We start from the raw sequence: 13,675 nt of genomic DNA, 5'->3' as shown, positions 1-13,675 counted from the left end.
GGTCTCACACGCTCCATCTCCTTTCGTCATTTCGACCGACTGAGTCCTCGAGGGAGTGGAGAAATCTCGTCCAACAGTACGAGCAACATCCTACTGCTCAACGAGATTTCTCCACTCGCGGACTCGGTCGAAATGACGAAGGGGGAAGTGAGATTTCTCCACTGGTCTCACACGCTCCATCTCCTTTCGTCATTTCGACCGACTGAGTCCTCGAGGGAGTGGAGAAATCTCGTCCAACAGTACGAGCAACATCCTACTGCTCAACGAGATTTCTCCACTCGAGGACTCGGTCGAAATGACGAAGGGGGAAGTGAGATTTCTCCACTCGCGGACTCGGTCGAAATGACGAACGTGAACACATTGCTTCACTCTCCTCTTAGCATAGCACGATCGTCACCGTGCTGTCCTCTCCGCTGGTGCCGCAATCACGCACGCAGCTGCTGGCTCAACATGCCGATCGCCACGAACTCCTCCTTCGTGAGCGTTCCTACGGTGCTGAGGACATCGTCAACCTTCTTCCCTTCGGCGAGGGCGGCGTTGAGGATGTCTGCGTACGCCTGGAGGAGCGGGCTTCCGCGCAAGGCCCGGAGTCCGACCGCGCGCTGCGCGTAGGATTGCTTCTCGAGGACATCGAGTTTCTCGCCAATCCGCCTGGCGACCGTCATCGAATCGCCCTTGATCTTGCGAAAATCCTCTACGGTGAGCGCGGCGAGCTCCTCCACGGGCCCGATGAGTCGCGGACGCGGTGGGCGCACGTCCATGATCTTCTGCCTCGCTGCTGGCGCAGGGGGCTTTGGGGTCACGAGAGGCCGCTCCACGCGGGGCGATGGAGGTGGTGGCGCAGGCGGTTTCGGGTGCAACACCACGGGCTGCTGCGCCACGCGCTGTTCCTGTCGTTCGACCACCGGCCGCGTGGGTGCGTGATCCTGCTCAGGGACTTGGATTTTTTCGACTCGCGGAGTTAGTTGCGGCGGAGGCGGAGGGGGCAATACGGCGGGTACGAGGGACTTCCGGACGACGGGTGTGGTGGGTACCGGCATCGGCAGGGCGCGTGCAACGTGTCGTGGTGCTTGCGCCACGCTCCGCTTGCGCGGCGACGGGAGGTGATGGAACTCGCGGAACCGATGCTCGATGACGAGCATGAGCTTGCGCACGGTTTCCTCGGAGAGTCCCAGGCCCCCGCGGGTGAACGGACGGAGGAGGTGCGCGCGGGTCTCCGCCTCGTCGCGCACGTCGCGGAAACGCGCCGCGACCGCCGCGCGGAAGCGCTGCTCCACCGCTTCGCGCGTGAATCGCGCTCCGGTCGCGGCGATGAGCGCGTCAACGGCAGTGGCAACCGGCGACAAACGCGATATGCTCTCCGCTCCAGCACCGATCATCTGCTCTTCATGCTCGGTGAGTGCGAGCGCGTCCGCGGGCGGTGGCGCAGGTGACGAGATATCCTCGTCAAACGCCACGAGACCGCGCTGCTCCGTGAGGATCGCGATCGTCGCGCGGGCTTGTTCCTCCGTGAGTCCGACACCGCCGATCTTTGCACTCCGCGTGAGCACGTCGGTCGTCTGCACCTCCGTGCGTGCGTTCCGGAGGAACGACTCGGCGGCCTCACGCAATCGTCGCACCTGACGCTCATCGAGCGTGCCGATTGCTTCCGCGAGTGCGTGGAGGACCTCCGCGAACGGCTTCTGCGGCGGTGCCGCCTCGCGGTCAATCTTTGGCAAAATGTCCACGAGAAGCTCGCGGTAGACGCGATCGCGGATTGCTTGCGCTTCCTGCGGGGTCTTCCCCTGCCGCATGACGGCATCGGCGAAATCGCGCCAACGGAGCTCGCCGGTGGCGAGGTCTTCGATGAGTTCGACGAGTCGAACATCGAGCTCTTCCTCAATCGTCTGCATACGCGCCACCGCTCCGATGCTGTAGAGTGCTTCGGCGACGTCGTCTGACATCTGTCGCAATGGAGCTCCTCCCTGCTGAATCATGTGAGATTTTGACATTTTTGATGGCGAGTGCAACTTGCAGTGATGCTCGCTACGCAACCCCACTGTCCTGTCATTGCGAGGAGGGAGTCCGCGAGTGACGTGGCAATCCCGGTCATCACCGGACGAGTGCGCGCGCTGTTGTTGCCGGATCGGTGCGCTGGTGACCGGGATTGCCACGCCTCGCGGAATCGGCTCGCAATGACACACGTTTGCGGAAACCTCTCCAAGAACATTCCAGCGACTCACCTACTCCTCATTCGGGCTCACCTTGAAGGTCTTGTTCACGTTCAACCCCATACGCGCGAGCATGCGCATCATCGTGGAGTTCGTCTGCGGGTCTGTCGCTCTCCCAAGCTGGCTGTTCGCGAGCGCGCGCGCGACGTACTCCTTCATGGCATCGGCATCACTGAGCGCAGGATCGCTGAGCGCGGTCTGCATCTGAGCGGTCAACGTGGGGACGATCCGCCGCATCTCGCTCTCGAGATTGGTGAATGCCGTTGGGTTGGATGATGCGAGACCTGTGAGTTGCTGGCGTACGGCCTCACGGATGACCGCGAGCCGGCTCGCGGCCTCATTGTCTTCCGTTCCCGTATTGCGGAGGTGCAGGACACTCGCATTTCTAACGGCCAGCATTGCCTCATCAATCGCACTGCGTTCATAACCATCGGTTTCCATGGCATCTTCCATACCGACCATGAGGGCGGTTTTCTGGACAGGATCCGTTACCGTGTGATCCTCTTGGGCGACGACATGCCGAAGTTCGGGAATATCCTCAAATCGCACGAGGAGCGTCGCGGTAGGCAGCGCACCACCAGGCGCCTCTCTCGCCTGTGCGGTCAAACTCGCAACGCCGCTCACGCGGTTGCGGCCGCGCTCATCCTTCGCCTTGCGCTGCTGATCGTAGGACTTCTTCACGGTGGAGTACTGCCGCTGGTCGTAGTAATCCTGCTTATTATTCTTGTACTCGGGGCTACGGTAAAATGCATCCTCACTACCACCAGTGCTGCGCGCGATGGCCTGGCGCGTTGTTTCGTAGCGGCCCTCGTCCATGATGGTGCCACTCTGCTCCTTCCCCATCACATCACTGCGCGTCTTGCCGTTCATGAAGTTGGGGTCTGACTCGTCGGTGAGTCCGGCATCAATCCTCGGACGCGGCGCGATGACGCTCAGTACATCGCGCTCGGCGTCCTCCCGCGCGAGACGTTTTGCCTCTGCCTGGCCCGCCTTTGTGTTCGGCTGTGCGGTGAGGTGGTGCTGGTACCGATCGCTCTCGTAGTTGCGCTGCGCAGACCGGAACGATGTCTCACCCCGCCGCAAGCCGACGGCCTGTTGCTGCCCAATGGAGCCGCGCTCAAGGAGGTGCAACCGCTGCGTCGCCGTGAGACCACCCTCCTCCTCGCTCATTGTAGAAAGCCGACGGAGCTCACCGACATCCATAGCTTGAAGATCCTTGGGCTCCATGCCATGCACGGCCTTCCCGCGTGCACCGGCATCGGCGATCGCGGATGGGAGTCGCTTCTGCGCCTCCTGCTGCTCGTAGTACCCGCTGGCGCCGAGCCGACTGATCGCAGCGGTCGCCTTGCCGAACACGCCCTTCGGCTGCACCGTGCGCCCGAGATCGCGGACATTCTTGATGACGCCAATGCGTTTCGCCGCATCCTCCTCACGCTTCTTCCGTGCACCCTTGACCGCCATGAGACCGGAGGTCGCGAGGCCAGATGCGAGCGGGATCCTCATCGCTGCGGTCTTGCTCAGGAGCTTCTGCGCGCGATCCGACTGCACGCCGCGCGCCGCCATGGATCGCACCGCGCGCGCGCCGCTCACGTTGTACGCGTAACGCTTGCCGTAGGATGCGAGCTTCTGCCGCGCGAGGTTCGCCGCGCCCGCACCCACGACACCCGATTCGCCGGCGATCTTGAGTCCGGCGACGAGCATCGCCATCGCCACGACAAACGAGATGAGCGAATCCACGCCACTCGATTCGGTACCAATCGTATTGAACTCACTCAACTCGGCATCGGACCCACCGATCGTCCCCGGCCCGCGGAACGACTGCGCGACCTCACCACCGCCGAGCGACGTGAGCGCGAGCCAGAGGAAGAACGCGAGCACCGGCCCCACGATGAGGTAGTTGAAGAACTCATCCCACCACTTGTTCCCGTACTGCTGCCCGCGCTTGGGGAGGATGCGGAGGAGGTACGGAAGCGGCGAGAGCACAACGAGTGCCCAGAGCATGACGATGCGGAACGTGAGGATGACAATGATGACGAGGACCACCGCGAGCGCCATGAGCATGAGGAAAAGACCCAACAGGTACCCGCCCACAATCTTCAGTCCACCCAGCGATTCATTCGCCCCGGGATTCACGTTGAACATCTTGTGAATCTGGAACATGCTCGCGAAGTTGCCGCCGGCGGCCGCGGCAAATCCGTTCACGAACGTGAGCGTGACGACCTGCGAGAAATCAATGAAGATGCCGGCGATGGTCTTGGAGAAGTTGATGAGCACTGCCGCGATGAGGAGCTGCGGGAGCATCTGCTGGTACTTGTAGCTGGAGATGTTGAGAATCGTCGCGAACGCGATGATGAGCAGCACGACGATGAAGAACATGTTCGCGACATCGCGCACGATGACCCAACCCGTCACCACCGCCGGCGCGTCAATGAACCCGTTGTACTGCGCGACGATCGTGAGCACATACACCGCAGCAAGGAACAGGAGGCCGACGAACCAGATGAGGAGGGAGAGCAAGCCACCGATGATCTCCGCGATGCCCTGCGTCACACTATTCAAGACCTGAGCACTCGCAGGATGCGGCAGGAACAACACAACCCCAACGGTGGCGCAGGCCATCGCGATACTCAATATCCTCCCCGTTCGCTGGAGAACGCGGATTCCCATGATTCTCGCACCAAACGTGCGCATAGCGCGGGATCTCATCCACCGCAAGTATACCTCGCATGTGCAAAAATCCCGCTGTGGACACAATCTCGATGCCGCGCTCGCCCACACAAACAATCCCCACACGAATGTGGGGTTGTGCTTACGATTCATTGTGCTGTGCATGGTGTAGCGGAGACATTTATGTCTCCATGTGGCGGTATGGCAGATGGAGGCCTAAAGGCCTCCGCTACACCATTGTTCTACAATCTCATATCCAGTTTCTGATGCAGCTGGATGAAAACGTCAACGTGTTCACTGAGCTTATCGATCCGATGGTCAACGCGCTGAAATTCCTCATGCATCTCTTTCCGCAGCAGACCAAACTCACGATCAATGGTATCAAAGCCCTCCTTCACGATCTTCGCGAAGGACTCCATGGATTGCTCGAATCTTTCTACGGTGAGCTCTGCCATACGGGAACGACGCTGTGCCTCATGCGTACACCTCATGACCAGGATACCACGACCACCCATCATGACTATGCAACATGTCAAGTCCCGTCTGTCCGTGTCCGCTTTTGACAAGCACTGTCTTCTGCCTCTAGTAAAACCCTCCTGTCATTGCGAGGAGTCCTCGAGCGAAGCAATCCCGGTCATGGGGGCACCAATCCACGCCAACAAGCGCATCTGTCCTTTGATGACCGGGATTGCCGCGTCGCGGACTCCTCGCAATGACATACCGCCCACCACGCTTGACAAGCACCGTCTCCTACTGCAATACTACCAACGCATGAAGCAGTGGGCGGATTGATCGCTCATTCACAACAAAAGAAAGAGGTGTACCATGCGCCCATGGATGATGTTCATGACGCTCACGCTCATGGCCTGCGCACCGGAGGTGGCAGACCGCGATGGCGACGGCGTTCCGGATGAAGCAGATCCTATCACGACGGTTGGCACGATCACCGGACCGAGCGGATTGCTCCAGATCACGCTCGCATCACTCGCCATCGAGCCCGAAGGCACGACGGTGCGTGCAGAAATCGTCCTCGATGGTGCAGCGACCGGCATCATGGCACCGACGACGATCGAGGTCGCGGCGCGTGAGCACACGGTCACCACGCTCCGCGCTGGCTTCATTTCACCGCCGGTGGTGGTGAGTGTCGCCGATGGCGAGACGACGACCGTCCAGAGCACGCTCGGGAGAGACCTCACGGGAGGATGGAAGCTCACCGAGCTCCGGTGTGAGCCACCGCCATCAGGACAAGGAGAGTGTGATAGTTCCGTCACCATGGTGTTCGGGGAGTACATGGTGGATTGGCGAACCGGAAATCCCACGACGAAGCGGTGCCCGACGCAGATATTTGCCCTTAATGGACACTACCTCTGCTTGCTCCCCGAGGACGCACTCCGATGGTCGGTCGTGGACCCGAACTCGGGAGTGGTCGGACGTGATTCACCGGGACAAATCCTCGACAACGGCGAACGGTTCGTCTACTTCCCAACGGACGACCCCTCGATCATCTTTCGTGACGCGCCGTGCGAGTGGTGGAACGTGTACGATCGCTGTACGGAATAGGGACCTCTGCAAGGCATCACGTTCGCGGCAGTGCCGCGATGTTCGAGCGAAATGCGTTTCGCAGAATCGAAGGAGTAGCAGAGCTACTTTGAGATTCGAGAAACGCATTGCAGCCGAACAGCGTGGTGCTGACGCGAAATGGGATGCCTTGCAGAGGTCCCAACAGGAGGTTTCCCATGCAACACATCCGTACCGCCACATGGCTTGGTGTCCTGCTCGGTGTCAGCGCGTGCGCATCGCGCCCACAGGGAGCGATCACCGCTACCATGCCGTCCTCCGCATCGCACGCACCGAATCCCCTTTCGGCGCTCGATGCGTACATCGCAACGCTGCGCGAAGCACGCGATCCCGTGCTCCTCCCCGTCGCCGATCTGCTGGAGGAACTCTCCGCTATACCGAACGGGGGCACCTGCGGCACGTCGAACGGATCACCGACTGCGGTTGCGTTCGTCGGTGCACCGGACGACCTCCTGGCACTCTATGCGAGTGAGCTGGAGGTAGGCATGCACCTGCATCCCGCATTCCGGATTACCGCACGACGCTTTGCGGACGCGCTCCTTGAGACGTGTGCGGAGCAACACGCGAACGATAACGTGGATGGAACGCACGCTCCTCGGTGCGACGCGCTCGTTGGCCTTGACGCGCTCGGCTCCCTCCGCATCGCTCGCGCAAGCGATACCTACCGCGTGGACGTACGCATCGCGTGCCTCCACGACGGCATCGTCATCGCTGCGGCGACATCGAGTATCCCCGTGGCGCTCCTCGATCACCTCCGCGCACGCATTGCGCGCGATGCGACGATCGCGGGACAACGACAAACGATACAGCGCATGCTCGACGAGCTTCGCGCAAATCCCGACTCACCACACATCCGAGCACTCTATAAGAGGGTCGCGGAACGCTACCGCCAACAATAAGCAGGGGCGACCCCCGCTCATGCACACGCCCTCGCATCACCCCGCCAACTCGCGGGGTGTTTTCTTTACGCTCAATCGCCCTCTGCACATATGTCATTGCGAGGAGTACTCGACGCGGCAATCCCGGTCATAAGCGCACGCATCCGGCACCAACAGTACGCGCACCCGTCCGATGATGACCGGGATTGCCGCGTCATTCGCGGACTCATGCCTCGCAATGACATATGTCCGCTGCTCTTGACAAGCGTTGTCTCTTTTTGTAATACTAACAACGCATGAAGCAATGGGCGGATGGATCGCTCATTCACAACAGAACTACGGAGGTACTACCATGCGCACTGGTACACTGATGCTCGCCGCGTGCTTCGCGCTTGCTGCCTGCGGGCCGGGAGTCGTTGCACCCAGCGGGGATGACGATACGACCATCCCGGGTGGGGATGACGATACGGGGGATGACGATTCCGATCATGAGGACCCGGGGGGCGGGATGCTCTCCGTCACGCTCCAGTCGCTCGCCATCGAGTCGGATGCAACCGCCGTCACCGCCGAGATCATCCTGGACGGAGTACCAACCGGCACCATGGCACCGGCGACCATTGCGCTCGATGCCGGATTGCACGAGATCACCGTGCGTCGCGACGGCTTTGTTTCTCCCACGGAGGAGATTACCGTTGAGCGAGATGGTACCGCGACCGTGCAATGCACGCTCGGGCGGGATCTCACGGGCGAGTGGCTCTTTCACTCAACGAGACTACCGCAGTTTCCTCCGCGACCCTTCAGCGTGACGATGGAGTTCGCGTTTGATCGGTTGGGGGAATACGGAGAGCCATGCCCTTCAACGATCTGGGTGCGACTGATCGAAGCCATGTGCCTCCGCAACGAGGACGAACTTTGGCAGGAGTCGAGTTCCTATCCCAATGGTGAAACCGACATCCACATGGCGGGTGCCATCCTCAACGAGGGTACACTCGTGAAAATGGGAGCAGCATGGCAACTACCCTCCGAGTGGGAAGAGATCTACGAAAAGATCGAGGAGTAGTTGGTTGGCTATCCATCAACACGCACTCTGCCCGACAACGACCGACGCCCCCTTACGGGAACGTCGGTTTTTCTTTGCAGGCCATGGAACGCCGATCTTGTGCCGCAAGAAGGATCGTATGCTCACTATTCCTGCGGGGTGACGACAATGCGATTTGCGAATGGTGTCCAGAGATTCGTATTGAACCGGAGCCGCCGTCTTCGCGGGGAACAAAAAAAGAATACCGCCGTTCCACAGGAACGGCGGCGGTGAGGGATGCGTGCTATGGCGCGGCGAGGAAGGTGTAGGTCTGTTCCCAGGATTGGTCTACCGTTTCTGCTACGAACGTGTACTCAACCTTGCGACCTTCTTCCGTAATAGTCCCATTGGCTGTGGCCTGATAGGCCTCGTCTGACTCAGGATACAAAATTGGCTCACAAAACCAAATGGCATCTCCTTGCAGAAGACACATCCCTCGTCTGAGCCCTACCAACCAAATCTTTGTTGGACATGGCTCTATGAAGGTTTCTGGTTCGGCCATCAACAACATCGTTGCCTCGTGGAACCGCTCGTTCAGTGCATCCCGCGGCTCTGGTTCCACCTGCTCCCAGGTACCCGTGAGGTCCCGCCCGAGTGTACACTGCACGGTCGCGGTGCCACCTTGCTCAACGGTGATCTCCTCTGTGGGAGAAACAAAGCCGTCACGACGCACGGTGACCTCGTGCGTTCCGGCATCGAGCGCAATGGTCGCCGGTGCCATGGTGCCGGTTGGCACACCATCCAGGATAATTTCCGCAGTGACGGTGGTTCCCTCTGGCTCGATGGCGAGCGACTGGAGTGTGACGGAGAGCAGCCCGTTCCCCGGATCTTCACCATCGTCATCTCCACCCCCGAAGCACGGTTCGGGACAAGTCGGGATGGTCGTGTCGTCATCATCGTCCGTGCCGGGCGCGACGACTCCCGGTCCGCAGGCGACGAGCGCGAAGCACGCGGTCAACGCCAAGGTGATCTCTCGCATGACAATACCTCCTCTGTACTTGTGAATGAGCGATCAATCCGCCCATTGCCTCATGCATGGTCAGTATGACGCATGACGATTTTAATGTCAAGCGACGCAATCATTCCTGCGGGGTGACGATGAGACGATTGGCGAATGGTGTCCAGGAGTTGTCACCTGATTCTGGGTTAGAGCACTCCGTTGCGCTGGTGCGCTCAAAACATAGATTTCCTTCGGTACCTCCCCCCAGGCAGCTCCCGTTGCAATACCCCCAGTTGTCCGTGATCTTGATGCGGGGTTGGTAGACGCAGGCACCGCGACCGCCTTCGCGCTCATATTCATCGTCCCAACAGCCGGCGATGGAGGAGACCGGGGCGGAGCCGTTCCATGCGTTTGGGCAGGGAGCAGGCACACGCAAAAGGATACCGCCGTTCCACAGGAACGGCGGCGGTGAGGGATGCGCGCTATGGCGCGGCGAGGAAGGTGTAGGTATATTCCCAGGATTGATCTACCGTTTCTTCTACGAGCATGTACTCAACCTTGCGACCTTCTTCGGTAATAGTCCCATTGCCTGTGACCTGATAGTCCTCGCCTGGCTCACGAAACCAAAGGGTATCTCCTTGCAGAAGACACATCCCTAGTCTGAGCCCCACCAACCAAATCTGTGTTGGACATGGCTCTATGAAGGTTTCTGGTTCGGCCATCAACAACATCGTTGCCTCGTGGAACCGCTCGTTCAGTGCATCCCGCGGCTCTGGTTCCACCTGCTCCCAGGTACCCGTGAGATCCCGCCCGAGTGTACACTGCACGGTCGCGGTACCATCTCGCGCAACGGTGATCTCCTCCGTGGGAGAAACAAAGCCGTCACGACGCACGGTGATCTCGTGCGTTCCGGCATCGAGTGCGATGGTGGCTGGCGCGACGGTTCCCGTTGGCACCCCGTCGAGGATGATCTCCGCGGTGACGGCGGTTGCATCCGACTCGATGGCGAGCGACTGGAGCGTGACGGAGAGCAATCCACTCCCCGGATCTTCACCATCGTCATCTCCACCCGGGATGGTCGTGTCGTCGTCATCGTCCGTGCCGGGCGCGACGACCCTCGGTCCGCAGGCGACAAGCGCGAAGCACGCGATCAATGCCAGAGTGATCTCTCGCATGGCAATACCTCCTCTGTACTTGTGAATGAGCGATCAATCCGCCCATTGCCTCATGCACAGTCAGTATGGCAGGGGACGATTCTGATGTCAAGCGGTGCGATCATTCCTGCGGGGTGACGATGAGACGGTTGGCGAATGGTGTCGAGGGGTCATCTGCTCCGCTTGGGATAGAGCACTCCGGTACGAGGGCGCCCTCAAAACATAGATTTCCTTCGACACCTCCCGGGCAGCTCCCGTTGCAGTAGCCCCAGTTGTCCGTGATCTTGATGCGGGGTTGGTAGATGCAGGCACCGAGGCCGCCGTCTTCGCGGGGGTAGTCGGCATCCCAACACCCGGCGGTGGCGATGGAAGCACCAGCATCATTCCATACACCATCGCAGCGGGTGAGGCCTACTTGGCCTTCGCAGGTGTAGGAGTTGATGAGGTGAACGGCTCCTTTGGTGCAGCCGGCAGCACTGGAAGTGCCGAAGGTCGCACCGTTACACTCGGGGAGGTGGTTGGGGATGGTTGAGTTGTCTATGGTGAGTGCTTCGCGATTTTCTCCCCAATCGAAAATCATGCTGCGGATGGGCATTTGGTCTGCGTTCATGAAATCGGACTTGACACGATTTCGACAATGGGAATGTTCTTGTATCTCCCCTGCCAGACATGACCGACAGTATTGTGTTTCGTATTGAATATCCGCGTGTGCGCAAGCGTGATGCCCTGCATGAAAGGAGCGAGCACCGCATCCTCCAACGGTTCGAGCAAGAGGTGGACATGATTCGTCATGAGGACGAAGTGGTAGATACGAACGGGATAGCGTTCTTGATAACGATGCAGCAACTCAAGATACTGTTCGTAATCTCGCTTTCCATGAAAGATCGCACGCCGACCATTCCCCCGATTGATGACGTGGTAGAGAATGCCAGGATCTTGGATGCGTAGTGCTCTTCCCATAGGAAGTCAGTATAGCAAAATCGGACTTGACACGATTTCGATTTCACACGCTGACACGATTTCACACGCGATTTTCACTGACACGATTTCCATGATCCTGGATCTTGATGCGGGGTTGGTAGATGCAGGCACCGAGGCCGCCGTCTTCGCGGGTGAGGGAACAGGCAAAAGAATACCGCCGTTCGTGTGGAACGGCGGTGGTGCGCCAAATTATGGCGCGGCGAGGAAGATGTAGGTCTGTTCCCAGGGTGGTTCTACTGTCTCTTCGATATATGTGTACTCGATCTTACGACCTTCTTCCGTAATAGTCCCATTGCCTGTGGCTTGATCATCCTCACCTGGCGCACTAAACCAAATGGCATCTCCTTGTAGAAGACACATTGGTCCGCTGAGCCCCGCCAACCAAATCTGTGTTGGACATGGCTCAACGTACGACGCCATCTCGGCTCTGAAAAACATTGCTGCCTCTCGGAACTGCTCGTACAGTGGATCCCACGGCTCATATGGTTCCACCTGCTCCCAGGTACCCGTGAGGTCTCGTCCGAGCGTACACTGCACGGTCGCAGTTCCGTCTCGCTCGACGGTGATCTCCTCCGTGGGAGAAACGAAGCCGTCACGGCGCACGGTGATCTCGTGCGTTCCGGCATCGAGTGCGATGGTCGCCGGTGCCATGGTGCCGGTTGGCACGCCATCCAGGATGATTTCCGCGGTGACGGTGGTTCCCTCTGGCTCGATGGCGAGCGACTGGAGCGTGACGGAGAGCAGCCCGCTCCCCAGCTCCTCGTGATCGGAATCGTCATCCCCCGTATCGTCATCCCCACCCGGAATGGTCGTGTCGTCATCCCCGCTAGGTGCGACGACCCCTGGTCCGCAGGCGACAAGCGCGAAGCACGCGGTCAACGCCAAGATGATCCCTCGCATGACAATACCTCCTCTGTACTTGTGAATGAGCGATCCATCCGCCCATTGCCTCATGCGCTGTTAGTATGACGCATGACGATTACGGTGTCAAGTGACGCAATTATTCCTGCGGTGTGACGATGATACGATTTGGAAATCGGACTTGACACGATTTCCACGACAGTGTGACGATGATACGATTTGGAAATCGGACTTGACACGATTTCCACGACATGCGTTGTTAGTATTGCAGATTGCTATTTTGATGTCAAGCGAATAACCAGTGTGCAGGGACATCTGCCAACGTGTCATTGCGAGGAGTCCTCGACGCGGCAATCCCGGCCATAGGTGTACACATCCGGCAACAACAGTACGTGCATTCGTGCTGTGATGACCGGGATTGCCGCGTCATTCGCGGACTCATTCCTCGCAATGACAGGTGTGAAAGATCCCTGAGCACTGTTCGCTGCTCTTGACAAGCGTTGTCTCTTTCTGCAATACTAATAACGCATGAGGAAATGGGCGGATGGATCGCTCATTCACAACAGAACTACGGAGGTACTACCATGCGTACTGGTACACTGATGCTCGTCGCGTGCTTCGCGCTCGTCGCCTGCGGGCCGGGCGTCGTTGCACCCAGCGGGGATGACGATACGACCATCCCGGGTGGGGATGACGATACGGGGGATGACGATTCCGATCATGAGGACCCGGGGGGCGGGATGCTCTCCGTCACGCTCCAATCGCTTGCCATCGAGTTGGACGCAACCGCCGTCACCGCGGAAATCATCCTGGATGGGGTGCCGACCGGCACCATGGCACCGGCGACCATTGCGCTCGATGCCGGATCGCACGAGATCACCGTGCGTCGTGACGGCTTTGTTTCTCCCACGGAGGAGATTACCGTTGAGCGAGATGGTACCGCGACCGTGCAGTGTATGCTCGGGCGAGATCTCACGGGCGAGTGGCTAGTCCATTCAACGAGATACCCGCAGTTCCATCCGCGGCCCATCACCATAAGCATGGGATTCGTGCGGGATCCGTGGGGAGAGACCCCGTGGCCAGAGGTTGCGGAGCCGTGCCCCGTACCGATCTACGCGGTGATCAATGGACCGGGAGCTGTATGTCTCCTCCCTGAAGACGCACTTGGGATAGACAGGGGTGATTACGATCCCGATGGCGATGGTGAGGCCGAGCCCGATTTGGCAGGTGCCATCCTTAACGAGGGCACGCTCATGCACATAGGCGAAGCATGGCAATCCCCATCTGAGTGGGAAGAGATCTACGAGAAGATCGAGGAGTAGCTTACT

Annotated in this window: 13 protein-coding genes; 6 read left to right on the top strand and 7 right to left on the bottom strand. The window is 59.5% G+C overall.

The genetic code is table 11. The features are described 5' to 3' along the window. Positions 1-425: 425 nt before the first annotated feature. The 3 genes from Q7S96_02205 to Q7S96_02195 all read right to left on the bottom strand — a co-directional run bounded on the left by Q7S96_02205 (position 426) and on the right by Q7S96_02195 (position 5,332). A complete protein-coding gene (locus Q7S96_02205; GenBank protein MDO8463061.1) occupies positions 426-1,976 on the bottom strand; it encodes a hypothetical protein in 1,551 nt (516 codons plus the stop codon). A 246-nt stretch (positions 1,977-2,222) separates the two neighbouring features. Then, positions 2,223-4,901 carry a hypothetical protein gene (locus Q7S96_02200; GenBank protein MDO8463060.1) on the bottom strand — a complete coding sequence of 893 codons (2,679 nt, stop codon included), beginning with the start codon at positions 4,899-4,901 and terminating at the stop codon, positions 2,223-2,225. A gap of 218 nt (positions 4,902-5,119) precedes the next feature. Next, positions 5,120-5,332, bottom strand: coding sequence for a hypothetical protein (locus Q7S96_02195; GenBank protein ID MDO8463059.1), 213 nt, complete (start codon positions 5,330-5,332; stop codon positions 5,120-5,122). 370 nt (positions 5,333-5,702) lie between these two features. Between Q7S96_02195 and Q7S96_02190 the strand changes: the two genes are divergently transcribed. The 3 genes from Q7S96_02190 to Q7S96_02180 all read left to right on the top strand — a co-directional run bounded on the left by Q7S96_02190 (position 5,703) and on the right by Q7S96_02180 (position 8,393). After that, positions 5,703-6,437 (top strand): hypothetical protein, encoded by a 735-nt coding sequence (locus Q7S96_02190; GenBank protein MDO8463058.1) that lies wholly within the window; start codon positions 5,703-5,705, stop codon positions 6,435-6,437. A gap of 176 nt (positions 6,438-6,613) precedes the next feature. Further along, complete coding sequence (locus Q7S96_02185) at positions 6,614-7,354, top strand: hypothetical protein (GenBank protein MDO8463057.1); 741 nt, start codon at positions 6,614-6,616, stop codon at positions 7,352-7,354. A gap of 331 nt (positions 7,355-7,685) precedes the next feature. Next, on the top strand, positions 7,686-8,393 hold the full coding sequence (locus Q7S96_02180; protein MDO8463056.1) for a PEGA domain-containing protein: 708 nt from the start codon (positions 7,686-7,688) through the stop codon (positions 8,391-8,393). A gap of 262 nt (positions 8,394-8,655) precedes the next feature. On the opposite strand, the gene Q7S96_02175 is transcribed toward Q7S96_02180, so the two are convergent. From Q7S96_02175 to Q7S96_02165, 3 genes are all read right to left on the bottom strand, one after another. Then, on the bottom strand, positions 8,656-9,390 hold the full coding sequence (locus Q7S96_02175) for a PEGA domain-containing protein (GenBank protein MDO8463055.1): 735 nt from the start codon (positions 9,388-9,390) through the stop codon (positions 8,656-8,658). A gap of 443 nt (positions 9,391-9,833) precedes the next feature. Next, a complete protein-coding gene (locus Q7S96_02170; GenBank protein MDO8463054.1) occupies positions 9,834-10,526 on the bottom strand; it encodes a PEGA domain-containing protein in 693 nt (230 codons plus the stop codon). A gap of 100 nt (positions 10,527-10,626) precedes the next feature. Continuing rightward, positions 10,627-11,100: a hypothetical protein gene (locus tag Q7S96_02165; GenBank protein ID MDO8463053.1), complete on the bottom strand. Its 474-nt coding sequence runs from the start codon at positions 11,098-11,100 to the stop codon at positions 10,627-10,629. A gap of 74 nt (positions 11,101-11,174) precedes the next feature. On the opposite strand from Q7S96_02165, the gene Q7S96_02160 reads away from it, so the two are divergent. After that, on the top strand, positions 11,175-11,453 hold the full coding sequence (locus Q7S96_02160) for a hypothetical protein (protein MDO8463052.1): 279 nt from the start codon (positions 11,175-11,177) through the stop codon (positions 11,451-11,453). Between the two features lie 103 nt (positions 11,454-11,556). After that, on the top strand, positions 11,557-11,700 hold the full coding sequence (locus Q7S96_02155) for a hypothetical protein (protein MDO8463051.1): 144 nt from the start codon (positions 11,557-11,559) through the stop codon (positions 11,698-11,700). On the opposite strand, the gene Q7S96_02150 is transcribed toward Q7S96_02155, so the two are convergent. Then, positions 11,676-12,386 (bottom strand): PEGA domain-containing protein, encoded by a 711-nt coding sequence (locus Q7S96_02150; protein ID MDO8463050.1) that lies wholly within the window; start codon positions 12,384-12,386, stop codon positions 11,676-11,678. The two genes, Q7S96_02155 and Q7S96_02150, sit on opposite strands and share 25 nt — an antisense overlap. A 545-nt stretch (positions 12,387-12,931) precedes the next feature. Between Q7S96_02150 and Q7S96_02145 the strand changes: the two genes are divergently transcribed. Beyond that, the gene (locus Q7S96_02145) at positions 12,932-13,669 is read left to right on the top strand and encodes a PEGA domain-containing protein (protein MDO8463049.1); all 738 of its coding nucleotides are present in this window, start codon (positions 12,932-12,934) and stop codon (positions 13,667-13,669) included. Positions 13,670-13,675: the final 6 nt, after the last annotated feature.

The sequence above is a fragment of the bacterium genome (assembly GCA_030647005.1).
Classification (GTDB): domain Bacteria; phylum Patescibacteriota; class Patescibacteriia; order JACPHY01; family JACPHY01; genus JAUSKG01.
The sequence above is the reverse complement of the archived record's forward strand: the minus strand, read 5'-3'. Positions and strand labels throughout refer to the sequence as shown.